Here is a 22,857-nt window from a genome sequence, read left to right as displayed (position 1 = left end):
TGAACGACGCCCCTGTGCGGGGCGGTCAGGGCGCGGCGTACTGCACGTCGATCGCGTGCTGCGTGAAGCCGGACCGACGGTAGAGCGCCAGCGCGGGCTCGTTGTCGCCCTCGACGTAGAGCGCCGCCGTGTCGAGGTCGCGCCCGGTCAGCCGGGCCGTCCCCGCGCACATGAGCACCCCGCCCAGACGCCGGCCCTGCAGGTCCGGACGGACGGCCACGGCGTAGAACTCGCCGACGCCGTCCTCGACCTTGAGCCAGCACGACCCCGCGAGGTCGCCGGACGCGTCACGGAGCAGGAGCAGGTCGTCACCGGAGAACCAGGCGTCGGCCTCGCGCGCGCGGAGGTCGTCGAGGGTCATCCGGCCCTGCTCCGGGTGGTGGGCGAAGGCGGCGGCGTTCAGCGCGAGCCACGCCTGCTCGTCCGTCGGGTCCCCGGCGCGGAACGCCGACAGGGTGTAGCCGTCCGGGACCGCGGCGTCCGGAGCGACCTCGGGGAGCGGTGCACGGAGCTGCAGCAGCGTCCGCACCGCGGTCCAGCCGAACCGTGCCGCCAGGGCCCGGGCAGCGGGGTGGTCCCCGTGCGCCCACGCGAGTCGGGGCGCACCGGCGGCCACGGGGACGGCCCCGCCGTCCGACCCGAGCACCTGCGCGACGAGAGCGGTGCCGAGGCCGCGGCCCCGTTCCTCCCGTGCGACCGCGAGCTCCAGCTCGCCGTCACGCACCACCGCGACGCCGCGCTCGTCGCCGACGACGCTCGCGCGCCCCGCGCGCACGTCGACCAGGGTCTGGTCGGAGAACGGCTTCGGCTCACCGGGCACGACGAACCGGTCGAGTGACACCACGGTCACTGGCCCGTCAGGCGCTCGGCTTCGTCGTCGTAGACGTTGAAGCGGTAGCCGACGTTGCGGACGGTGCCGATGAGCGACTCGAGGTCGCCGAGCTTGGCGCGCAGGCGTCGGACGTGCACGTCGACCGTGCGGGTGCCGCCGAAGTAGTCGTAGCCCCAGACCTCGCTGAGCAGCTGCTCGCGGGTGAAGACCCGCGACGGGTGCGTGGCGAAGAAGCGGAGGAGCTCGAACTCCTTGAACGTCAGGTCGAGCGGCCGACCGCGGACCTTCGCGGAGTAGCTGGCCTCGTCGATGACGACGCCAGAGGCCTGGATCTTCGAGCCCGTCTGGTTCTTCGACGCGCGCCCCGCGGTGAGCCGGATGCGGGCGTCGACCTCGGCGGGGCCGGCGGTCTCGAGCACGACGTCGTCGACGTTCCACTCGCTGTTCACCGCGGTGAGGCCGCCCTCGGTGACGACGAGGATGATCGGCGTCGTCGACCCGCTCGTGGCGAGGATCTTGCACAGGGCCTTGGCGCTCGCGAGGTCGGTGCGGGCGTCCACGAACATGAGGTCGCTCTGCGGTGCGTTGACCAGCTGTGCGGCCTCGGCGGGCACGTGGCGGATCCGGTGGCTCAGCAGCCCGAGGCTCGGCAGGACGTCGCCGGGCGCGGCTGAGGTGAGTACCAGGAGCTGGGCCACAGGACCTCCAGGGCGTGGGGGAGTCGTGCACACATCCTAGTGATGCCGCCGCGCCGCCCCTCCGACCGGGCGGACGGTCCGGCCCGGCCCGGCCCGCCCCGGCGGACCATGGGTCCCTCGGACCGGGCGGACGGTCCGGCCCGCCGCCCGCCCCACGCGTCCGCCTGACATGATGGGGCGCGTGACCGAGCCCGTCCCGCCCGCCGACCAACGCCGACTCCGGCTGACGTCCGTGCTGCCGGTGTGGCTGCTCGCGGTCGTCGGCGCGGTCCTCGTGCTCACCCTCACGCAGAAGGACTCCTTCGCGTGGTTGCTGCTCGTGTTCGTGCTCTGCGTGCTCGTCAGCTTCGTGCTGCAGCTCATCACGGCGACGAAGGACGGTCTGGTCGAGCGGATCAGCATCGCGTCCTCCGGGGCGTTCGTCGTCGTGCTCGTCACCGCCGTGGTGCTCCTGGCGCGCTGAGGCGCACCGCGTAGACTCGCGGCATGGATTCACTGCTTGCGCTCGAGCTCTTCTACGTGGGCCTGCTCGGCCTCGCGTCGCTCGCCATCGCGTTCATCTCGGTGACCGTCATCGTGAAGCTGTTCAAGGGTCAGCGTTGATCGAACTGCCCGAGGGTCTCGCCCCCGAACTCGTCCCGCTGTCCTGGCTCGTCGGGGTCTGGGAGGGCACCGGCGTCGTCGAGTACCCCGTGGGTGACGAGGACGAGCCCCGCAAGTACGAGTTCGGCCAGCGCGTCAGCTTCAGCCACGACGGCCTGCCCTACCTCAACTACTCCTCGACGACGTGGCTGCTCGACGACGAGCACACCCCGCTCGCGGCGGAGATGGGCTACTGGCGCATCGACCGACCGTCCGAGCCCGGCGACCGCGGGCCGGCGATGCTCCTCGGCGAGGGGCCGACCCCGTTCGGCACGGTCGAGAGCGTCGAGGCGCTCCGCAACACCACGGACGGCTTCGACGTCGAGGCCGCGATCATCCACCCCACGGGCGTCAACGAGCTCTACGTCGGGCGGGTCCGCAAGGGCCGCATCGACCTCGCGACCGACGCCGTGATGCGCTCGCCGAACGCCAAGGAGTACTCCGCGGCGACCCGGTTGTACGGGCTCGTCGAGGGCAAGCTCTTCTGGGCGTGGGACATCGCTGCACTCGGCAAGGAGCTCACCTCGCACGCCTCGGGGCAGCTCGCGAAGGTCGACTGATGGCCGCCGTGTTCGCGGAGCGTCCGGGCTTCGTGGGGTCCGAGGCCGGTCCTGCCGCGCACTTCGGGAGCCCCCTCGCCGAGCAGCGGATGCTGGCGTCCGGCGCGGCCGTGGTCGAGCTCGGCCTCGGCGTCGTGACCGTCACCGGTCCGGACCGCCTGTCCTGGCTCAACTCGATCACGTCACAGCTGCTCACCGGTCTCGCGCCGGGCACGTCCACCGAGACGCTCGTGCTCGACCAGTCCGGTCGGGTGGAGCACGCCGCGCGCGTGGTCGACGACGGCTCGACGACCTGGCTCCTCACCGAGCACGCCGATGCCGCGCCGTTGGCCGCCTGGCTCGACTCGATGCGCTTCATGTTGCGCGTCGAGGTCGCGGACCGCTCCGCCGACTCCGTCACGCTGGGTCGCTTCGGTGCGTCCGTCGCCTCCGGCGAGGACGTGGCGGTCGAGTGGGTCGACCCATGGGCGTCGGTCACGCCCGGCGGATGGGGCTACGCCGACCTGGAGGCGCACCCCGGCTCCGACTGGACCCTCCGTGTCGCCGTGGTCACCCCCGACACCGCGGACACGATCGCCCGGTCGGACGTGCCCGCCGCCGGACTCCTCGCGCTCGAGGCCCTGCGGATCGCCGCGTGGCGTCCCGCGTTGTCCGACGTCGACGAGCGCACGATCCCGCACGAGCTCGACTGGCTCCGCTCCGCGGTGCACCTGTCGAAGGGTTGCTACCGCGGGCAGGAGACCGTCGCGAAGGTGCACAACCTCGGGCACCCGCCGCGGCGGCTCGTGATGCTGCACCTCGACGGTTCCGACGCCGTGCTCCCCGCCCCGGGCACTCCCGTGGTGGCCGGCGACAAGGAGGTCGGGCGCCTGACCGCCTCGGCCGTGCACCACGAGCTCGGTCCGGTCGGGCTCGCCGTGGTGAAGCGCTCCCTCGACCCGACGGCGACGCTGACGCTGACCGCGGACGACGTCGTCGTGACCGCCGCGCAGGAGACCATCGTCCCGCCCGGGGCCGGCGCGACCGCCGACGTGCCGCGCCTGCCGCGTCTCGGGGCCGTCCGCCGCGGCTGACCTCGCCGTCTGGCCCCGCCGCCTGACCTCGCCGTCTGGCCCCGCCGCCTGACCCCGCGTCGGAACCAGGTTCCGGACACGGCACCGGGGTCCGCGTGTCCGGAACCTGGTTCCGCTGCCGGAACCTGGTTCCCGGCACGCCCGTCGGCGTCGTCCTGCGCGACGCGTCCGCGTTCAGGCGGGAGCGACCGCCGACCACGGCACGCTGAGCTCCCCGAGCCGCCACCGTCTCACCCCGTCCAGCACCGGCCACCCCCGGTCGCGCATGCCGGTGACCGCCGCGATCCACCGCTGCCGGGGGCCGTACGTGCCGAGCGGCGCCGCGACCGCCCACGCCGCGTCGAGGTCTCGCAGGAACGCGTGCACCCGCTCGCCCGGCACGTTCCGGTGGATGAGCGCCTTGGGCAGCCGTTCCGCCACGATGCTCGGCACGTCGAGCCCGGCGAGTCGCAGCGACACCGTGAAGGTCAGCGGCGCGTGCTCGTCGAGCGTCACCCACGACGCGACCCGGCCGACCTCGTTGCACGTGCCCTCGACGAGCGCGCCGCCCGGTTGCAGGCGGTCCTGCATGATCCGCCACGATGCCGCGACCGCGGACTCGTCGTACTGCCGCAGGACGTTGAACGCGCGGATCACGGCGGGGCGACGGCCGCCGGGTGTCGGGGTCTCGAAGCCGCCGAGCCGGAAGGTCACACCGTCGCGGGTACCCGCGTTCGCCAGGGCCACGCGGGCGGGCTCGATCTCGATGCCGGTGACCTCCACGTCCGGACGGACCCGCGCCAGGCGGTCCCGGAGCTCGAGCGTCGTGGTCGGTCGGGCGCCGTACCCGACGTCGGCCACGAGCGGGTCGTCCGTGCGACGGAGGACCGGGAGCGCGGCGATCCACCGGTCGACGCGGCGGAGCCGGTTGTACCCGGTGGTCCCGCGCGTGACGTTCCCGATGGGCATGACCCCAGGGTACCGAGGCGCACGCGCTCGGTAGGATCGGGGCATGACCTCCACGCTCGTCCTGCTCCGTCACGGCAACAGTGACTGGAACCAGAAGAACCTGTTCACCGGTTGGGTCGACGTCCGGCTCAGCGAGCTGGGCGAGAAGGAGGCGAAGCGCGCCGGCGAGCTCATCGCCGGGTCCGGCATCGTCCCGGACGTCCTCTACACCTCGCTCCTCACCCGCGCGATCCAGACCGCCGACATCGCGCTGCTCGAGGCCGACCTGGCGTGGCTGCCGGTGAAGCGCGACTGGCGCCTCAACGAGCGGCACTACGGCGACCTGCAGGGCAAGGACAAGGCCCAGACGCTCGAGCAGTACGGCGAGCAGCAGTTCATGGAGTGGCGTCGTTCGTTCGACGTGCCGCCGCCCCCCATCGCGGACGACGCCGAGTGGTCCCAGGCGGGCGACCGCCGCTACGCCGACCTCGGTGACCAGCTGCCCCGCACCGAGTCGCTCAAGCTCGTCATCGACCGTCTGCTGCCCTACTGGGAGTCGGACATCACGGTGGACCTCGCCGCCGGCAAGACGGTCCTCGTGACCGCGCACGGCAACTCGCTGCGGGCGCTCGTGAAGCACCTCGACGGCATCTCCGACGACGACATCGCGGGCCTCAACATCCCGACGGGCATCCCGCTCGTGTACGAGCTCGACGACGAGCACCGTCCGACGAAGCCGGCGTACTACCTCGACCCCGAGGCCGCTGCCGCCGGCGCGGCCGCGGTCGCCGCACAGGGCGCCAAGAAGTAGCACCAGCACGACGAACGCCCCGCCGGTGGCCGGCGGGGCGTTCGTGTGTCCGTGGAGCCGCTGAGTCAGACGAAGTGCGACGCGATCTCCTGCACGAGGGCCCCGACGTCGTACTCCTCGGTCGTGTCGACGCGCACGACCGGGACGCCCGGCAGTCCGACCGGCTGCGCGTCGGCACCGTGCTCGTCCCAGAACGCGACGATGTCCGTGTACTCGCCGTGCACCGCGTGGCGCACCGGCACGGTGCCCGGGTCGTAGCGGTCCCGCAGCCGTTCCTCGGCGGTGGCGCGGTCGACGTCGCACCAGACCTCGACGACGCGAGGCGACCCGGCGGCGGCGAGCTGCGCCTCCAGTCGGTCGCGGTCACGGGACGGCAGCCAGACGGCGTCGAGGACGACCCCGTTCTCGACGGCCCGCGCCATCGACCACATGGTGTCCATGGCGATCCCGCCGAGCTCGCGGGACGGGATCATCGGGCCGACGAGGTCGGCGAGCGGTTCCTTGATGCGGTCCTTCGACAGGAACGGGCACCCGAGGACCTCGGCGAGGGCCGCCCCGATCGTGCTCTTGCCCGAACCGGGCATCCCGTTGACGACGATCGCGACCTGAGCCATGCCCCGATCCTGTCAGAACCCGTCAGGCGGGGGAGACCGTCACCGAGGACGCGCCGGCCCAGTCGCCCGTCGCCAGGTACTCGACCTTCTTCGCGATCGACACCGCGTGGTCGGCGAAGCGCTCGTGGTACCGCGAGGCGAGGGTCGCGTCGACGGTGTCGATCGGGTTCCCCTTCCACGTCTCCCCGAGCACGAAGTCGAAGACGCTCGCGTGCAGCTCGTCGACGGCGTCGTCCTCGTCGCGGATCTCCGCAGCCAGGGCGATGTCCTCGGTCGCGAGGAGGCGCGTCAGCTTCTGGGCCATCTGCACGTCGTGCGCGCCCATCTGCTTGAACGTGGGGCGCAGTCCCTTCGGCACGACCTTCTCGGGGAAGCGCTGGCGGGCGAGCTGGGCGATGTGCTCGGCCATGTCGCCCATCCGCTCGAGCGAGGAGCTGACGCGCAGGGCGGTCACGACGACGCGGAGGTCGCGGGCCACCGGCGCCTGCCGGGCGAGGATGTCGATCGCGATCTCGTCGAGACTGTTCGCCGCCTGGTCGATCTTGGCGTCGTCGGCGATGACCTCCTCGGCGAGTGCGACGTCCGACTCGCTGAAGGCCTGGGTGGCACGGGTGATGGCGGACTCGACGAGTCCGGCGATCTCGGTCAGTCGCTCCTGGACGTCCTGGAGTTCCTGCTGGAAGACTTCGCGCATGGGGGATGGCCTCTCTGATGCGTACCGGACGAGTGTCGTCAGCCCAGGTGAACGAACGGTGACGTGCGGCTGAACGCTTCACGATCCCGCGCCGGAACAGCGGCCACGGCGGGTGAACGGCGTCCGAACCCCGCATGACCGTCCCTACACTGGCGGCATGGACAACGCGTGGCTCGTGCCACTGTCGATGCTCCTCGGCGGGGTGTTCGGCGCGGGCGTCGTGGTGCTGATCATCACCGCCGAACGGACGGCCCGTGCCGCGGACGTCGCGGAGCGCACCCTCCCGGACGGCGTCGCGGCGGTCATCGCCACGATGCACAACCCGGCCGTGGTCGTCGACCCCTCGAACACGGTCGTCGCCGCCTCGCCGCAGGCGCTGACGGTCGGCCTGGTGGTGCGCCGGAAGCTCGTGCACCACGAGCTCGCGGAGCTGGTCGACCGGGTGCGTCGGAGCGGGGAGATGAGCAGCGAGGACCTGGAGCTGCCCCGTGGCCGTGGCGGCGAGCTCGTGGGCTACCTGAGCTTCCGGGCGGCACAGCTTGGCAACCGGTACGTCCTCCTCACCGCGGACGACCTGACCGAGAGCCGGCGCATCGACGAGGTCCGGCGGGACTTCGTCGCGAACATCTCGCACGAGCTGAAGACGCCGATCGGCGCGATCGGCCTGCTCTCCGAGACCCTCGTGGCCGCCGCCGACGAGCCGCAGCACGTGAGACGGTTCGCCGCGCAGCTCGTGACGGAGTCGGAGCGCCTGGCCGCGCTGACGAAGGACATCATCGAGCTGTCCCGCCTGCAGTCCGTGGACGCGCTGGAGAACAGCGAGGAGACGTCGATCGACAAGATCGTGCAGGCCGCCGCCGACGCGAACGAGGTCGTCGCCCGTGCCCGCGACATCGAGCTCGTCCGGGCGAAGAAGACGAAGCTCCGCGTGATGGGCGACCCCGGCCTGCTGCAGGTCGCCGTGTCGAACCTCATCGCCAACGCGGTGAAGTACTCGCCGGACCACACCCGCGTCGGCATCGGCGTCCGGTCCGCGAAGGGCTTCGTCGAGATCGCCGTCACCGACCAGGGCGTCGGCATCCCGGAGGCGGACCTCGACCGCGTGTTCGAGCGCTTCTACCGCGTCGATCCCGCCCGGTCCCGCGCCACCGGCGGCACCGGCCTCGGACTCGCGATCGTCAAGCACGTCGTGGGCAACCACGGCGGCGACGTCCGCGTCTGGTCGCAGCCCGGCAAGGGTTCGACCTTCACCATCCGCCTGCCCGAGGCGGACACGGAACTGACCACCGCACTCGAAGAGCAACTGGAAGAGCAGCCATCGTGACCAAGATCCTCATCGTCGACGACGAGCCGGCCCTGAGCGAGCCCCTGGAGTTCCTGCTGCAGCGCGAGGGGTACGAGACGTGCGTCGCCGCGGACGGCGTGACCGCGCTGTCGAAGTTCGACACCGAGAACCCCGACCTCGTGCTGCTGGACCTCATGCTGCCCGGGCTGAGCGGCACCGAGGTGTGCCGGCAGATCCGCACGCGGTCGAACGTCCCGATCATCATGCTGACGGCGAAGGACTCCGAGGTGGACATCGTGGTCGGGCTCGAGCTCGGCGCGGACGACTACGTCACGAAGCCGTACTCGACCCGCGAGCTCCTCGCCCGCATCCGCGCCGTCCTCCGTCGACGCACCGAGGACGACCCGGCGGACAGCGGCATCCTGCAGGTCGGCGGCATCCGGATGGACGTCGAACGCCACACGGTGTCGGTCGACGGGTCGGAGACGCCGATGCCGCTGAAGGAGTTCGAGCTGCTCGAGCTGCTGCTCCGCAACGCCGGGCGGGTCCTCACTCGCGGGCAGCTCATCGACCGCGTGTGGGGGTCCGACTACTTCGGCGACACGAAGACGCTCGACGTGCACATCAAGCGCATCCGCTCGAAGATCGAGCGCGTGCCGAGCACGCCGGAGATCCTGGTGACCGTCCGCGGACTCGGGTACCGCATCGAGGGCTGACGCGCGCCCTGGGCGCAACGGACTGGAGGCCCGGTGCCGGTCTCGGGACCGGCACCGGGCCTCCGGTGCGTTGCGTGTGGTGTCGGTGGTCGCGCCGTGCGCGCCGGACCTAGTTGGTGCCGTTGTCGCCCACGGACGAGTCGGTCTGCGAGTCGCTCGGCTGCGTGCCGGGGACACCGGCCTCGCCGGTCGGCTGCGCACCGCTCTCCGAGGGGCTGGTCGCGGTGCTGCTCGGCGTCGGGCTCGGTGCCAGCGTCGAGTACTCCTCGAGCGCGCTGGTGAGGACCGGGACGCTCGCCGAGACGCCCTCGGCTCCCGAGTACGAGAAGTAGACCTTCACGAGCGAGCCGGGCGTGACGTCGGCGTCGTCGAAGACGACCTCGGACGACGGGGCCGGGTTCGAGCCCTGCGTGGTGTCGCCGACCTCGGTACCGGCGGTCGCCTGCTCGGACGGGGCAGCGGCCTGGCCGAGGTCCACGTGCGAGTTCGCCGGGACGTCCACCGTCTGGGTGTCGCCGCCGACCTCGACGGAGACCGTGTAGTCGTCCTCCGCGCTCGTGTTGATGAAGGTGCCGATGAAGCGGGCGCCCTCGGACGTGTCTGCGATGAGCAGCGCGTTGCGGATGTCGATCTTGCCGGTCGACACGTTCACGCCGTCCGTGATCTGCTTGATGTCCTTCGTGTGCGCGGGCGAGAGGAACTCGCAGCCGGTCGCGCCGAACGCGATGGTTGCCGCAACGGCGACGGACACGAGTACCCGAGCTCGCAAGAGATTCCTCCGGAAGATCACGACGCGGACCGATCGGTCCGACGGGACCATCCTAGCGAAGCGCGGGGAGGGCCGAGGTCAGGCACCCCTTACCCCAGGAGGGCTTGTGGTAAACTGGGGGTCTCGGAACGGAGCCTGATACATGCAATTCGAGGTCGGCGAGACCGTCGTCTACCCCCATCACGGGGCGGCAACCATCTCTGAAGTCAAGACGCGCGTCATCAAGGGCGAGGAAAAGGTCTACCTGAAGCTGCGGGTCACCCAGGGTGACCTGACGATCGAGGTGCCGGCGGACAACGTCGACCTGGTCGGAGTCCGCGACGTGATCGGCAAGGAAGGCCTCGACAAGGTGTTCGAGGTCCTGCGTGCCCCGTTCACCGAGGAGCCCACGAACTGGTCCCGCCGCTACAAGGCGAACCTCGAGAAGCTCGCCTCGGGTGACGTGATCAAGGTCTCCGAGGTCGTGCGCGACCTCTGGCGCCGCGATCAGGACCGCGGTCTCTCCGCGGGTGAGAAGCGGATGCTCGCCAAGGCGCGGCAGATCCTCATCTCCGAACTGGCGCTGGCCGAGAAGACCGACGAGGACCGGGCATCGACCGTCCTCGACGAGGTCCTCGCCTCCTAGCCCGTCCGTAGCACTGGACACCACGACGACCGCTCTGCTCCCCGACCGGGTGAGCAGGGCGGTCGTCGTCGTCGCGGCCGGCTCCGGCACCCGCCTCGGCATCGGTGACGCGAAGGCCTTCGTGCCGGTCGCCGGGGAGCTGATGCTGACCCGCGCGATCCGGACGGTGTTCACCCTCGCCGAGCCGACCGCGCTGGTCGTCGTCGCGCCGGCCGGACGGCTCGACGAGTGCCGTGCCCTGGTGGCGGCGGTGGCCGGACCCGCGGTCGACCTCACCGCGGTCGTGCCCGGCGGCGCGGACCGGCACGCGTCCGTCCTCGCCGGCCTCGACGCCGTGCCCGCGGGCGTGGCGTGGGTGGGCGTGCACGACGCCGCGCGCTGCCTGACACCGGCGGCGCAGTTCGAGGCCGTCTTCGCCTCCGCACGCGCTGCCGATGCCGGCGCCGTGCCCGCGCTGCCCGTGACGGACACCGTGAAGCGCGTCGAGGACGGCGTGGTCGTCGAGACCGTGGACCGCTCGGCGCTCGTCGGGGTGCAGACGCCGCAGGTGTTCCCGCTCGCCGCGCTCCGAGGCGCCTACGCGGTGTCCCAGCAGTCCGAGACCGATGACGCCGGGGTGTTCCAGGCGGCCGGGGGCACGGTGCACACGGTGCCGGGCGACGCCGACGCGTTCAAGATCACCACGCGCTGGGACCTCGCGCGCGCCGAGGCCATCGTGGCCTCCCGCGCGGACCGACCGGCCGACGACGCCTCCGGGGCTGCTCCTGCCGCCGGGGCCGGGGCCGGAGCCGCGGACGTCCGGGTCGGGCTCGGCGTCGACGTGCACGCCTTCGACCCGGCCGCGCCCTGCCGCGTCGGGCTGCTCGACTTCCCGGGCGAGGCCGGGCTCTCCGGGCACAGCGACGGCGACGCGGTCGCACACGCGGTCTGCGACGCCCTGCTCTCGGCGGGTGGGCTCGGCGACATCGGCGGCCGCTTCGGCACCTCCGACCCGGCGTACGCGGGCGCATCGGGTGACGTCTTCGTCCGGGGTGCGGTGGCCCTGCTCGCCGAGGCCGGGCTCGTGCCGACCGGGGTGACGGTGCAGGTGATCGGCAACCGGCCGCGCATCGGCGGTCGGCGTACGGAGATGCAGGACGCGCTGGCCGCGGTCGTGGGTGCACCGGTGGCGGTGTCCGGCACGACGACGGACGGCCTCGGGTTCACGGGCCGCGGCGATGGACTCGCGGCGATCGCGACGGCGACGGTCCGTCGCACGACGGTTCGCACGTCCTAGGCTGAGGGCGTGACCGTGCGCCTCTACGACTCCCGTGCCGCTGCCGTCGTCGACCTCGAACCGCGGGTCGACGGACAGGTCAGCATGTACGTCTGCGGGCCGACGGTGCAGTCCTCGCCGCACATCGGGCACCTCCGGTCGGCGCTGGTCTACGACATCTGGCGGCGCTGGCTGACGTACCGCGGTCTGCGGGTCACGCTCGTGCGCAACGTCACCGACATCGACGACAAGGTGCTCGACCTGGCGGCGGGCACCGACGAGGAGTGGTTCGCGCGTGCCTACCGCGTCGAGCTCGAGTTCACCGCCGCGTACGCCGCGCTCGGCATCCTGCCGCCGACGTACGAGCCCCGTGCCACCGCGAGCGTGCCGCAGATGCACGACATCATCCAGCGGCTGATCGACCGCGGGCACGCCTACGCCGCGGCGGACGGCAGCGGCGACGTCTACTTCGACACCGGCAGCTGGGTGTCCTACGGCGCACTCACCCGGCAGCGTCGCGAGGACATGGTCGAAGCCGCCGACGCCGACCCCCGCGGCAAGCGCGACCCGCGGGACTTCGCGCTCTGGAAGGGCGCGAAGCCCGGCGAACCCGAGACCGCGAACTGGGACTCGCCCTGGGGTCCGGGGCGCCCCGGCTGGCACATCGAGTGCTCCGCGATGTCGCGGCGCTACCTCGGCCCGGCGTTCGACATCCACGGCGGCGGGCTCGACCTCCGGTTCCCGCACCACGAGAACGAGCTCGCGCAGTCGACCGCGGCGGGGGACCCGTTCGCTTCGTACTGGCTGCACAACGGCCTCGTGACGGTCGACGGGCAGAAGATGTCGAAGTCGCTCGGCAACTCGATCTTCGCCGCCGAGTTCCTCGGGGCGGCTCGTCCCGCGGTGGTGCGGTACTTCCTCGGCGCCGCCCACTACCGCTCGTCGATCGACCACCACGACGGCTCCCTGGCCGAGGCCGAGGCGGCGTACGACCGGATCGCGGGCTTCCTCGACCGTGCCGAACCGCGGCTCGAGGGGGTCGTCCTGCGCGATGCCCCGACCGTGCCCGACGCGTTCGCTGCGGCCATGGACGACGACCTCTCCGTGCCCCAGGCCCTCGCTGTGCTGCACGACACCGTGCGCGCCGGCAACGCCGCCCTGGACGCGGACGATGCGGAAGCGCTCGGAACCGCGTACCATCAGGTGGCCGCGATGGTGGAGGTGCTCGGCATCGACCCGCGGGCCGCCCACTGGTCGGGCGGCGGCCAGGACGCCTCGGCAGCACCGCTCGCAGCGCTGGTCGAACGACTCGTGCAGGAACGTGCAGACGCACGGGCGGCACGCGACTTCGCCACGGCCGACCGCGTGCGGGACGACCTCGCCGCCGCGGGCATCACCATCGAGGACACCGCAGCAGGTACACGCTGGAGCATCGCCTGACAACGGCCGTGCCGGACAGGAGAGAGCAATGAAGAACGTCTCGGGGAACAAGAAGGGCCGCCCCGGCGCGGTCCGTTCCGGTCGCAAGGGCAACAAGCAGGTCGGCTCCGGCGGCCAGGGCGCGCAGGCGCTCGAGGGTCGCAAGCCCACGCCGAAGGCCGAAGACCGTCCGTACCACCCGGCCGGCAAGCGCAAGGCAGCGAAGGACCGCCTCGACGCGGCGCGCGGTCGCCACGGCGCCTCCAGCGCACCGCAGCAGCGCAGCAGCCGCCCGCCGGCGCGGAAGACCGACGACTCCGAGCTCGTCACGGGCCGGAACTCGGTGCTCGAGGCGCTCCGGACGAAGACCCCGTCGACGACGCTCTACATCGCGTCGCGCATCGAGGTGGACGACCGCGTGAAGGAGATCCTCGCGCTCGCCAACCACCGCGGCGTGCCCATCATGGAGATCATGCGTCCGGAGCTCGACCGCATCACCGGGCACGACAGCGTGCACCAGGGCGTCGCGCTCAAGGTGCCGGCGTACGAGTACGCAGTGGCCGAGGAGGTCGTCGAGCGCGCGTTCGCCAAGGACGAGGTGCCGCTCATGGTCGCCCTCGACGGCATCACCGACCCGCGCAACCTCGGCGCGATCATCCGCTCCACCGCCGCATTCGGCGGGCACGGCGTGATCGTGCCCCAGCGCCGCTCGGTCGGCGTGACCGCGAGCGCGTGGAAGACCTCTGCTGGTGCCGCTGCCCGGACACCCGTCGCGATGGCGCCGAACCTCACGCAGACCCTCAAGTCCCTGAAGTCGATGGGGCTGTTCGTCCTCGGGCTCGCGGGCGACGGGGACGTGCAGCTCGACGAGCTCCAGCTCGCCGACCGCCCGATCGTCATCGTGGTGGGGTCCGAGGGCAAGGGCCTGTCGCGCCTCGTCACCGAGACGTGCGACGCGATCGTGTCGATCCCGATCTCGAGCGCGACGGAGTCCCTCAACGCGGGCATCGCGGCGAGCGTGACCCTGTGGGAGGTCGCCCGCCGCCGTCGCGCGGAGTAGCCGACCGACGACGCCAGACGCACGCACAGGAGGCGCGGTGCCGGTCCCAGGGACCGGCACCGCGCCTCCTGTGCGTCCGCGAGCGAGCAGGACACGCCGCGTGCGTGTCGTCGAGCGGACACGACCTGACGCCCGGCTGCGCCGAGTGTGACGGATGTTGCCCGCTCGGCGGGGCGGGGCTCGGCGGGGCTCGGCGGGGCGGGGCGGGGTCGGGCGGGGCGGGGCAGGGCCCGGCTGGGCAGGCGTGCGGTCTAGACCGAGGCGCGCCAGTCCTCGACGTCGTCGGACTCGTCCTCGTCCTCGTCGACGACGGGGATCGGGAGCGTCATCGACGACGTCGGCGGGTTGATGAGCAGCCGCTCGTCGCGGCGGTGGCGCAGCACGTCGTTGATGTACGCGGTCGTCGCCTCGGGGAGCGAGACCGCGCGCTCCTCCTGCTGCGACATGTACCAGCGGTGCTCGAGCAGCTCGTGGAACACCTCAGCCGGTTCGAGCCTCCCGCGGAGGTCACGGGGGATCGAGCGCACGACGGGCTCGAACACGCGGGACACCCACTCGTGCGCCACCATCTCCTCGTCGAGCTGGTCGCGACCGTTGCGCGCGCGGTAGGCGTCGAGGTCGTTGAGCAGCCGTCGCGCCTGGTTCTCGCCGGCGTCGAGCCCGGTCAGACGGAGCAGCCGGCGCTGGTGGTGCCCGGCGTCGACGACCTTGGGCTGGATCCGGACCTGCGAGCCGCCCTCGGTGGTGTGGATCGACAGCTCCTCGATGTCGAACCCCAGGGCGTTGAGGCGCTCCACACGGTCGTTGATCCGCCAGCGCTCCTTGATGTCGAACTGCTCGGTGCCGGTCAGCTCCTTCCACAGCGTCCGGTACTGCGCCACGATCCGGTTCGACACGTCGACCGCGTCGGCGTTCTCGTCGAGCCGACCGCCGGCCTCGAGGTCGAGGAGCTCGCCGGCGATGTTCACGCGCGCGACCTCGAGGTCGTTCTCCCGCTGCCCGTTCGACAGGCCGCCGGGGTAGAGCTTGCCGGTCTCGGCGTCCACGAGGTACGCCGCGAACGACCCGGCGTCGCGGCGGAACAGGGTGTTCGACAGGGACACGTCACCCCAGTAGAACCCGATGACGTGCAGCCGGACGAGCAGGAGCGCCAGGGCGTCGACGAGACGGGTGGCGGTCTCCGGACGCAGCGTCTGCGAGTACAACGCGCGGTACGGGAGCGAGAAGCGCAGGTGCCGGGTGACGAGCACGGGGTGCAGGGGCTCGCCGTGTTCGTCGACACGGTTCGTGATGACCGCGACGGGGTCGACGCACGGCACGTCCATGCGCTGCAGGGTGCGGAGCATCTCGTACTCGCTGCGCGCGACCTCCTCGCCGGTCTCCTTCACAGCGGCGACGTACCCGCTCAGGTGCACGAACCGCACGAGGTGCCGCGAGATGCCCTTCGGCAGCGCGACGATCACGTCGTCGGGCCAGTCCTCGAGCGGCAGGTCCCACGGGAGGTCGAGCAGACCCGGGTCGACGGTGGCTGCGGTGATGGACAGGGAGTCGGGCACGGTTGGCTCCTGTTGGTGCGGGTGGTCTGACAGACAGGAGGCGCGGTGCCAGCTGGCACCGCGCCTCCTGTCCGGTTCGTCCAGCGTCAGACGCTGGCGACGGCCTTGTCGTCGAGGCGCTCGCCCGACTCGGTGTCGAATGCGTGGACGTGGCCCTGCTTCGGCGCGATCACGATGGTGTCACCGATCGACGGGTGCGAACGACCGTCGACACGGGCGACGATGTCGGCGCGCTGGCCGTTGACGTCGGCGTGACCGTAGAGGTAGCCGTCGGCACCGAGCTCCTCGACCACGTCGACCGTGACGGGCAGGCCCTCGCCCGAGGCCGACACGATGACGTCCTCGGGGCGGATGCCGACCGTGATGGAGCCGGAGCGGGCGTTCGACAGCGTGTCGCGGTCGATCGGGTGGTTGAGCGAACCGAAGCGGATGCCGCCCTCGACCACGTCGGCCGGCAGGAGGTTCATGGCCGGCGAACCGATGAAGCCGGCGACGAACACGTTGTTCGGCTTCTCGTAGAGGTCGCGGGGGCTGCCGACCTGCTGCAGGATGCCGTCCTTGAGCACCGCGATGCGGTCGCCCATGGTGAGGGCCTCGGTCTGGTCGTGCGTGACGTAGACCGTGGTGACGCCGAGGCGACGCTGCAGCGACGCGATCTGCGTGCGGGTCTGCACGCGGAGCTTGGCGTCGAGGTTCGACAGCGGCTCGTCCATGAGGAACACCTGCGGCTGACGGACGATCGCGCGACCCATCGCGACGCGCTGACGCTGACCACCGGAGAGCGCCTTCGGCTTGCGGCCGAGGTACTGCTCGAGGTCGAGGAGCTTGGCGGCCTCCTGCACGCGGGTGGCGCGCTCTTCCTTGCCGACACCGGCGATCTTGAGCGCGAAGCCCATGTTCTCGGCGACGGTCATGTGCGGGTACAGCGCGTAGTTCTGGAAGACCATCGCGATGTCGCGGTCCTTCGGCGGGACGTCGGTGACGTCGCGGTCGCCGATGCGGATGGCGCCGGAGTTGACCTCTTCGAGGCCGGCGAGCATGCGCAGGGAGGTCGACTTGCCGCAGCCGGAGGGGCCGACGAGGACGAGGAACTCGCCGTCGGCGACGTCCAGGTCGAGCGAGTCGACAGCGGGGCGGTTGCCGCCCGGGTAGAGACGGGTTGCCTTGTCGTAGGTGACGGACGCCATGAGCGTTCGGTCCTTCCTTCACCGGCAGGTACGTGCCGGACGATCCGAGTGAAGCGGTTGCCCTGAGGGCCCCGGATGGTCGCCGTCGACCATCGGTGCTCATACAACACGACTTCCCGGGGAAGCGCCAGTGCGGTCCGGCTGGTTGGGTGGTTCCCAGAGCGCCCCACTACGATCGACGGGTCCGTCGGCCGTTCGGGGGGAGGCAGGTCGGACGCCGCCGAACCAGGAGGACCACTCGATGACCAACCGCCCCGAGGGTGATGCCCGCGCCGCGCGGAACGAGCGCCGCGAAGCCGCCAGACAGCGGGCCCAGCGACGTCGTGCGCAGCAGAAGCGTCGGCAGCGCGGTGTGCGCCTCGGGCTGCAGATCGGGCTCGGCGTCGTCCTGCTCGCCGCGGCGACGGTGGTCACGCTCGTGCTGGTCGACTCGACGCAGCCCGCGGGGCCCGGTCCCGCCAACATGTCGCAGGGCGGCATCACGATCGGCCAGGACGACCTCCGGCAGTCGTCGACCGCGTCGGCGTCTCCCTCGGCGGGTGCCACCGACGCAGCCGGTGCCGTGCAGATCACGCTGTACGTCGACTACCTCTGCCCCACGTGCGGCGCGTTCGAGAAGGCGAACGGCGAGTACATCCAGAACCTCGTCGAGTCCGGCGCCGCGACGGTCGACGTCCACCCGGTCGCGATCCTCACGAACCGGTCGCAGGGCACCAAGTACTCGCTCCGCGCGGCGAACGCGGCCGCCTGCGTGGCGGACCGGTCGCCCGCGCAGTTCCTCGCGGTGAACCAGGCGCTCTTCGCCCGACAGCCCGAGGAGGGCACGACCGGCCTCACCGACGCGCAGCTCACCCGCGTCGTCACCGGGGTCGACGGCCTCCGCGACCGCTCGGCGATCCGGAAGTGCATCGGGGACCAGACCTTCGCGAAGTGGGTCGACGAGCGCACGTCCTCGGTCACCGGTGGGGACATCCCGGGCTCGTCGCTCGAGGAGTTCCCCGGCACACCCCTCGTGCTCGTGAACGGACAGCGCTACGAGCTGACCGACCCGATCACGAACGACGACTTCCGCACGTTCGTGGTCTCGGCCGCCGGCTCGACCGACTCCACGCCGACGCCGACGCCGACCCCGTCGAGCACCCCGAAGCCGAAGCCGTCGGCCAGCGCCTCGGCGCGCTGAGGTCCGTCCGAGCGACGGTCCCGTCAGCGCGACGGTCCCGTCAGAGCGACGATCCCGGCACGCTGAACGTGTCGCAGCTGGTCGCTCCCCGCTGGTAGCCCTGCAGGAACCAGCGCTGCCGCTGCTCGCTCGTGCCGTGCGTGAACGAGTCCGGGTCGACCCGACCGGTGGCGCGCTCCTGGATGCTGTCGTCGCCGACCGCGCTCGCTGCCGAGAGTGCGTCGTCGATCTCCGACCGGGTGATCGGCTCGAAGAAGGTGCGGCCGTCCGCGTCCTTCGTCGTCGCGGCGTCACCGACCCAGGCTCCCGCGTAGCAGTCCGCCTGCAGCTCGACCCGCACGCTGCCCGACGACGCACCGGTACCCGAGCGGTCGGTGTTCGCGAACGAGCCCTGCAGCTGCTGGACGTGGTGGCCCCACTCGTGCGCGACGACGTACATCTGCGCGAGCGGCCCGCCGGACGAGCCGTAGCGGGACTGCAGGTCGTCGTAGAACGCGGTGTCGAGGTAGATCGCCCGGTCCGGCGGGCAGTAGAACGGGCCGGTGGACGCGGACGCCTGCCCGCAGGAGGTGTCGGTCGAACCGTCGAACAGGTAGAAGTCCGGCGAACGGTAGGAGATCCCGAGCTGCCGGGCCTCGGCCGTCCAGTAGGCGTCGAGCGACTCGGCCGCGCCCTCCATCCGACAGTCGACGGACTTGTTCGCGTCCTCGCCGGTGCGGCACTCGGGGGCTGCGTCGACCGCTTCGCCCTGCTGCTGGATCTGCGTGAGACCCCCGCCACCGCTGCCGAGCAGGGACGTGAGATCGACGTTGCCCCCCGTGAACACGGTCACGAGCAGCGCGACGATCGCGACGACACCCACGCCGCCGCCGCCCGCGATCGCAGCCGTCCGCCCGCGGCGCTTCACCTTCCCGCCGGAGAGCTGGGAGTCATCGTTGAAGGTCATGCGACCACCGTACGGACGCGGCGCCGGGGAGGTGCGGGCGCACCGCGTCTGCTGGACCGCGCGCTCTGAGACGCGACCGAGCGGGGGCGAGCAGCATGGACGGCATGGCCGACCTCGATGAACAGCACCCCCTCTTCCTCCTCGCGATGGACCAGCGGTCCTCGCTCCTGGAGCACACGTACGACGAGTCCGACGGCGAGCCGCAGGACGAGGCCGAGGCGGAACGCGTCCGCGCCGGCAAGCAGCTGGTCTACCGCGGGCTGCTCACGGCGCTCGCCGGCGGGGCCTCGCGGGAGCGCACCGGCGTCCTCGTCGACGAGCGCTACGGCGCCGACGTCGCCCGCCTCGTGACGGAGGCCGGACTCCGCCTCGCGATGCCGATCGAGCGCTCCGGCCGCGAGTGGTTCGAGCTCGAGTACGGCGACGACTGGCTCGCCCACGTCGACGCGTTCGACCCCGACTACGTGAAGGTGCTCGTCCGCGACAACCCGGCGTTCGACCGGGAGCGCCGCGCGCAGCAGGCCGCCGACCTCGCCGCCGTCGCGACCGCGCTGCACGACGCCGGGCGCACCTTCCTCGTCGAACTCCTCGTGCCGGGCACCGACGAGCAGCAGGCATCCGTCGAGGACTACGACCGCGACCTCCGGCCGGACCTCGTCGTGCAGGTGCTCGAGTACCTGCAGGACCACGGGGTCGAGGCCGACGTCTGGAAGCTCGAGGGCCTCGACCGCCGTGAGGACGCCGAACGCGTGGTCGCCACCGCCCGGCGCGGTGGTCGGGACGCCGTGCAGTGCATCGTCCTCGGCCGTGACGCCCCGGAGGAGCAGCTCGACCACTGGCTGCGGACCGCCGCACCGGTCGACGGGTTCGTCGGGTTCGCGATCGGCCGGAGCAACTGGGAAGAGGCGCTCGAGGACGTCGTCCGCGAGCACCTCGACACCGAGGCCGCGGAGTCGCTCATCGCCGCGAACTACCGGCACTTCGTCGACACCTGGCTCGAGGCGCGTCCCGACGTCGAGCACGGGGTGGACGCCGGCGCCGTCTGACGGGTCGTCGTGGTCAGGTGCGGATCAGCGGCTCCGTCGCCGCGAGGTCCGCGCCGATCCCGACGTCGACGAGCTCGATGCGACCGGCGAGCGTCGCGCCCGGACCGGTGAGCAGCCCGGCCTTCACCCCGCCGAACGTGACCGTGACGTCGGCGTGCAGCACGTGCTCGTCGGCGACACCGCCGGTGTCGACGTCGATGCCGCTCGGTACGTCGACCGCGACGACGAACGGTGCGCGCTGGTCGCGCGCCAGCTCGCGGATCGCGTCGACCACCTCGCGCGCGGGGGAGCGGAGCGCGGACGCGCCGTGCACCCCGATGCCGAGGATCCCGTCGAGCACCAGGTCGGCCTCCGCCGCGGCCTCGCTCGCGACGGCGGCGAGGCGCTCGCCGTCGCCGGGCACCGCGGCCCGGAGCACGTCCGCCGCCCCCGCGTCCGCCCGGCCCGCCCCGGGGTCGGTCGGGCCGCCGTCCAGGAGGCGCGCACCGGCGTCCAGCGCCGCTGCCAGGCCCGCCCCGTGGACGCGTGAGCCGACGCGGAGCACCGCCACGCGCCTCCCGTCCGATGCGAGCCGCGCCGCGGCGAACAGGGCGTCGCCGCCGTTGTCGCCGCTGCCGGCCAGCACCAGGACCGAGCCCGGTCCGTCACCCGGTCGGACGGCCGGGTCGTCGAGGAGTCCCGCGACGATGCGGGCCAAGCCGTCCGCCGCCCGCTGCATGAGCGGTTCCCCCGCGTCGAGGTGCGGTCGTTCTGCCGCCCGGATCTGGTCGCCGCCGTAGCCGTCCATGCCACCCACCCTGCCCCGGTAGCCTGGAGGCGACATGTCACTCGTCCCCGAAGCGCCCCGCCCCCGTGTCGTGATGTCCCCGGACGGGCTGCCCCTCGCCACCTACGACTTCGGCGACCCGGACGCCCCCGTGGTCCTCGCCGTGCACGGCTTCGCCTCCGGCGCACTGCTCAACTGGCACCAGGCCGGCTGGACCCGTGACCTCGTCCGGGCGGGCTACCGCGTCCTCGCCCTCGACCAGCGCGGCCACGGGCGCAGCGCCAAGCCGCACGACCCGGGCGCCTACTCGATGGACCACCTCGTCGCCGACGTGACCACCGTCGTCGACACCTACCTGCTCGACGACGTCGCGTTCCTCGGGTACTCCCTCGGTGCACGCGTCGGCTGGCACACCGCCGAACGCCTGCCGGACCGGATCTCGCGCGCGGTCTTCGGCGGGATCCCGGACGCCGACCCGATGCGGCGCGTGCGGGTCGACCAGGCGAAGGCGTACATCGCCGACGGCACCCCGGTCGAGGACCGCGTGACGAACGGGTACCTGACGATGGCGGCGGGCGTCGAGGGGAACGACCTCGCCGCCCTCGTCGCGATGGTCGAGGGGATGCGGAACAGCATCGAGCCGACGCCCGCGAACGCGCCGGGGCAGCCCGTGCTCATGGCGGCCGGCAGCGAGGACGGCATCAAGGACAGCGCGGTGCGGCTGGCCGAGGCGGCGCCGGACGCGCGGTTCTTCGAGATCCCGGGTCGCAACCACTTCAACGCCCCGACGTCGCGTGCGTTCCGACAGGCCGCGATCGCGTTCCTCGGGGGCGCAACCACGCGGTGACCCGGTTCGGCGCCCCGACGTCGCGTGCGTTCCGACAGGCCGCGATCGCCTTCCTCGGGGGCGCAACCACGCGGTGACACGGTTCGGCGCCCCGACGTCGCGTGACTTCCGGCAGGCGGCGATCGCGTTCCTGTCCGAGGTGCGCTGACAGGTACTCGCGGGTCCCCTCGGGTCGCGGTGGCCGGGCGTACCGTGCCGCCCATGGACTACAGACTCCTCGGCAACAGCGGGACATCGGTGTCGACGCTGACCCTCGGCACCATGACGTTCGGCAGCGAAGCCGACGAACCCACCTCCCACCAGATCCTCGACGCCTTCGTCGCAGCCGGCGGCACCCTCGTCGACACGGCCGACGTGTACTCGGGCAACGAGTCCGAGCGGATCATCGGCCGCTGGCTCGCCGCCCACCCCACCGAAGCGCAGCAGGTCGTCCTCGCCACGAAGGGACGCTTCCCGCAGGGCGACGGTCCGAACGACCTCGGCCTCTCGCGGCGGCACCTCCGCGTCGCCCTCGACGCCTCGCTCGAGCGCCTCGGCGTCGACCACATCGATCTCTACCAGATGCACGCGTGGGACGCCCTGACGCCGATCGAGGAGACCCTGCGCTTCCTCGACGACGCCGTCTCCGCGGGCAAGATCGGCACCTACGGCTTCTCGAACTACCTCGGCTACCAGGTCACGAAGGCCGTCTACGAGGCGAAGGCCCACGGCTGGGTGCCGCCGGTGACGCTGCAGCCGCAGTACAACCTGCTCGTCCGCGACATCGAGCACGAGGTCGTGCCCGCGTGCCTCGACGCCGGCATCGGCCTGCTGCCCTGGTCGCCCCTCGCCGGCGGCTGGCTGTCCGGCAAGTACCAGCGCGACCAGGCCCCGAGCGGCGCGACCCGGCTCGGCGAGAACCCGCAGCGCGGCATGGAGGCGTGGGAGGCCCGGAACTCCGACGAGCGCACCTGGGCCGTCCTCGACGCGGTGTCCGCCGTCGCGGACGCGCACGGCGCCTCGAAGTCGCAGGTCGCCCTCGCCTGGCTGCTCGCCCGACCCGCCGTCACGAGCGTCATCCTCGGTGCCCGCACGGTCTCGCAGCTCGAGGACAACCTCGGTGCTGCCGACCTCGTGCTGACCGAGGACGAGCTCCGGACGCTGACCGACGCCAGCGCGCCGCGCATCGACGACTACCCGTACGGCACCGCGGGTGTCGCGCAGCGGGAGCGCAAGATCACGGGCGGTCGCTGAGCAGCATCACAGCGAGGGCAGCCGTGCTGAGCGGCGGCTGTCCTCGCGCTGCGGCTTTCCGCGAGGATCGGACGATCCCTGGACACCACGCCGGGCGGGGTGTCACGATCGCTGCA

24 protein-coding genes are annotated in these 22,857 nt (G+C 72.1%); 14 read left to right on the top strand and 10 right to left on the bottom strand.

Going from position 1 to position 22,857, the window contains the following annotated elements; all coding sequences use genetic code 11:
• Nucleotides 1-25: 25 nt before the first annotated feature.
• Entirely contained in the window at nt 26-841 is an 816-nt protein-coding gene (mshD, locus tag ACY3FI_RS14365; RefSeq protein ID WP_462548278.1) for a mycothiol synthase, read from the bottom strand.
• Between the two features lie 5 nt (nt 842-846).
• Complete coding sequence (locus ACY3FI_RS14360; protein WP_462548276.1) at nt 847-1,530, bottom strand: winged helix-turn-helix domain-containing protein; 684 nt, start codon at nt 1,528-1,530, stop codon at nt 847-849.
• A gap of 181 nt (nt 1,531-1,711) precedes the next feature.
• Here ACY3FI_RS14360 and ACY3FI_RS14355 point away from each other — a divergent pair, with 181 nt between their 5' ends.
• The 3 genes from ACY3FI_RS14355 to ygfZ all read left to right on the top strand — a co-directional run bounded on the left by ACY3FI_RS14355 (nt 1,712) and on the right by ygfZ (nt 3,805).
• Nucleotides 1,712-1,993: a hypothetical protein gene (locus tag ACY3FI_RS14355; RefSeq protein WP_462548274.1), complete on the top strand. Its 282-nt coding sequence runs from the start codon at nt 1,712-1,714 to the stop codon at nt 1,991-1,993.
• Nucleotides 1,994-2,129: 136 nt separating this feature from the next.
• Nucleotides 2,130-2,732, top strand: coding sequence for a heme-binding beta-barrel domain-containing protein (locus ACY3FI_RS14350; protein ID WP_462548272.1), 603 nt, complete (start codon nt 2,130-2,132; stop codon nt 2,730-2,732).
• On the top strand, nt 2,732-3,805 hold the full coding sequence (gene ygfZ, locus ACY3FI_RS14345) for a CAF17-like 4Fe-4S cluster assembly/insertion protein YgfZ (RefSeq protein WP_462548270.1): 1,074 nt from the start codon (nt 2,732-2,734) through the stop codon (nt 3,803-3,805). Before ACY3FI_RS14350 ends, ygfZ begins: the two co-directional genes overlap by 1 nt.
• A gap of 174 nt (nt 3,806-3,979) precedes the next feature.
• Here the strand turns inward: ygfZ and ACY3FI_RS14340 are convergent, their stop codons facing one another.
• Nucleotides 3,980-4,753 carry a class I SAM-dependent methyltransferase gene (locus ACY3FI_RS14340; RefSeq protein WP_462548268.1) on the bottom strand — a complete coding sequence of 258 codons (774 nt, stop codon included), beginning with the start codon at nt 4,751-4,753 and terminating at the stop codon, nt 3,980-3,982.
• 43 nt (nt 4,754-4,796) lie between these two features.
• Between ACY3FI_RS14340 and ACY3FI_RS14335 the strand changes: the two genes are divergently transcribed.
• Nucleotides 4,797-5,543, top strand: coding sequence for a phosphoglyceromutase (locus ACY3FI_RS14335; RefSeq protein WP_462548267.1), 747 nt, complete (start codon nt 4,797-4,799; stop codon nt 5,541-5,543).
• Between the two features lie 65 nt (nt 5,544-5,608).
• On the opposite strand, the gene ACY3FI_RS14330 is transcribed toward ACY3FI_RS14335, so the two are convergent.
• Together ACY3FI_RS14330 and phoU are read right to left on the bottom strand one after the other, a co-directional pair.
• On the bottom strand, nt 5,609-6,157 hold the full coding sequence (locus tag ACY3FI_RS14330; RefSeq protein WP_462548265.1) for a P-loop nucleotide/nucleoside kinase family protein: 549 nt from the start codon (nt 6,155-6,157) through the stop codon (nt 5,609-5,611).
• Nucleotides 6,158-6,179: 22 nt separating this feature from the next.
• Nucleotides 6,180-6,851 (bottom strand): phosphate signaling complex protein PhoU, encoded by a 672-nt coding sequence (phoU, locus tag ACY3FI_RS14325; RefSeq protein WP_462548263.1) that lies wholly within the window; start codon nt 6,849-6,851, stop codon nt 6,180-6,182.
• 157 nt (nt 6,852-7,008) lie between these two features.
• Between phoU and ACY3FI_RS14320 the strand changes: the two genes are divergently transcribed.
• Both ACY3FI_RS14320 and ACY3FI_RS14315 read left to right on the top strand, forming a co-directional pair.
• The gene (locus ACY3FI_RS14320) at nt 7,009-8,175 is read left to right on the top strand and encodes a sensor histidine kinase (RefSeq protein WP_462548261.1); all 1,167 of its coding nucleotides are present in this window, start codon (nt 7,009-7,011) and stop codon (nt 8,173-8,175) included.
• Entirely contained in the window at nt 8,172-8,852 is a 681-nt protein-coding gene (locus ACY3FI_RS14315) for a response regulator (protein ID WP_462548259.1), read from the top strand. Before ACY3FI_RS14320 ends, ACY3FI_RS14315 begins: the two co-directional genes overlap by 4 nt.
• A gap of 109 nt (nt 8,853-8,961) precedes the next feature.
• On the opposite strand, the gene ACY3FI_RS14310 is transcribed toward ACY3FI_RS14315, so the two are convergent.
• Complete coding sequence (locus ACY3FI_RS14310) at nt 8,962-9,621, bottom strand: hypothetical protein (RefSeq protein WP_462548257.1); 660 nt, start codon at nt 9,619-9,621, stop codon at nt 8,962-8,964.
• A 142-nt stretch (nt 9,622-9,763) separates the two neighbouring features.
• On the opposite strand from ACY3FI_RS14310, the gene ACY3FI_RS14305 reads away from it, so the two are divergent.
• Genes ACY3FI_RS14305 through rlmB form a run of 4 tightly spaced genes read left to right on the top strand, consistent with a single transcriptional unit; the run spans nt 9,764 to nt 13,980 of the window.
• On the top strand, nt 9,764-10,246 hold the full coding sequence (locus tag ACY3FI_RS14305; protein WP_462548255.1) for a CarD family transcriptional regulator: 483 nt from the start codon (nt 9,764-9,766) through the stop codon (nt 10,244-10,246).
• Nucleotides 10,247-10,295: 49 nt separating this feature from the next.
• Nucleotides 10,296-11,522: a 2-C-methyl-D-erythritol 4-phosphate cytidylyltransferase gene (gene ispD, locus ACY3FI_RS14300; RefSeq protein WP_462548253.1), complete on the top strand. Its 1,227-nt coding sequence runs from the start codon at nt 10,296-10,298 to the stop codon at nt 11,520-11,522.
• A gap of 9 nt (nt 11,523-11,531) precedes the next feature.
• On the top strand, nt 11,532-12,941 hold the full coding sequence (gene cysS / locus ACY3FI_RS14295; protein ID WP_462548251.1) for a cysteine--tRNA ligase: 1,410 nt from the start codon (nt 11,532-11,534) through the stop codon (nt 12,939-12,941).
• A gap of 28 nt (nt 12,942-12,969) precedes the next feature.
• Complete coding sequence (gene rlmB / locus ACY3FI_RS14290; protein ID WP_462548249.1) at nt 12,970-13,980, top strand: 23S rRNA (guanosine(2251)-2'-O)-methyltransferase RlmB; 1,011 nt, start codon at nt 12,970-12,972, stop codon at nt 13,978-13,980.
• Nucleotides 13,981-14,231: 251 nt separating this feature from the next.
• Here the strand turns inward: rlmB and ACY3FI_RS14285 are convergent, their stop codons facing one another.
• Together ACY3FI_RS14285 and ACY3FI_RS14280 are read right to left on the bottom strand one after the other, a co-directional pair.
• On the bottom strand, nt 14,232-15,536 hold the full coding sequence (locus ACY3FI_RS14285) for a DUF4032 domain-containing protein (RefSeq protein WP_462548247.1): 1,305 nt from the start codon (nt 15,534-15,536) through the stop codon (nt 14,232-14,234).
• Between the two features lie 86 nt (nt 15,537-15,622).
• Nucleotides 15,623-16,723 (bottom strand): ABC transporter ATP-binding protein, encoded by a 1,101-nt coding sequence (locus ACY3FI_RS14280; RefSeq protein ID WP_462548245.1) that lies wholly within the window; start codon nt 16,721-16,723, stop codon nt 15,623-15,625.
• A gap of 241 nt (nt 16,724-16,964) precedes the next feature.
• Here ACY3FI_RS14280 and ACY3FI_RS14275 point away from each other — a divergent pair, with 241 nt between their 5' ends.
• Nucleotides 16,965-17,903 carry a DsbA family protein gene (locus ACY3FI_RS14275; protein WP_462548244.1) on the top strand — a complete coding sequence of 313 codons (939 nt, stop codon included), beginning with the start codon at nt 16,965-16,967 and terminating at the stop codon, nt 17,901-17,903.
• A gap of 40 nt (nt 17,904-17,943) precedes the next feature.
• On the opposite strand, the gene ypfJ is transcribed toward ACY3FI_RS14275, so the two are convergent.
• A complete protein-coding gene (gene ypfJ, locus ACY3FI_RS14270; RefSeq protein ID WP_462548242.1) occupies nt 17,944-18,849 on the bottom strand; it encodes a KPN_02809 family neutral zinc metallopeptidase in 906 nt (301 codons plus the stop codon).
• Nucleotides 18,850-18,953: 104 nt separating this feature from the next.
• Here ypfJ and ACY3FI_RS14265 point away from each other — a divergent pair, with 104 nt between their 5' ends.
• Nucleotides 18,954-19,895: a 2-deoxy-5-keto-D-gluconate 6-phosphate aldolase domain-containing protein gene (locus tag ACY3FI_RS14265; RefSeq protein ID WP_462548240.1), complete on the top strand. Its 942-nt coding sequence runs from the start codon at nt 18,954-18,956 to the stop codon at nt 19,893-19,895.
• Nucleotides 19,896-19,908: 13 nt separating this feature from the next.
• On the opposite strand, the gene ACY3FI_RS14260 is transcribed toward ACY3FI_RS14265, so the two are convergent.
• Nucleotides 19,909-20,682 carry an NAD(P)H-hydrate epimerase gene (locus ACY3FI_RS14260; protein ID WP_462548238.1) on the bottom strand — a complete coding sequence of 258 codons (774 nt, stop codon included), beginning with the start codon at nt 20,680-20,682 and terminating at the stop codon, nt 19,909-19,911.
• Between the two features lie 34 nt (nt 20,683-20,716).
• Here ACY3FI_RS14260 and ACY3FI_RS14255 point away from each other — a divergent pair, with 34 nt between their 5' ends.
• Nucleotides 20,717-21,508, top strand: a complete 792-nt coding sequence (locus ACY3FI_RS14255; protein WP_462548236.1) for an alpha/beta fold hydrolase — start codon at nt 20,717-20,719, stop codon at nt 21,506-21,508.
• A 201-nt stretch (nt 21,509-21,709) separates the two neighbouring features.
• On the top strand, nt 21,710-22,741 hold the full coding sequence (locus ACY3FI_RS14250; protein ID WP_462548234.1) for an aldo/keto reductase: 1,032 nt from the start codon (nt 21,710-21,712) through the stop codon (nt 22,739-22,741).
• Nucleotides 22,742-22,857: the final 116 nt, after the last annotated feature.

The sequence above is a fragment of the Curtobacterium sp. RM9 genome, assembly GCF_054956955.1.
Note: the sequence above shows the minus strand (reverse complement) of the source record. Positions and strands in the feature narration are given on the sequence as shown.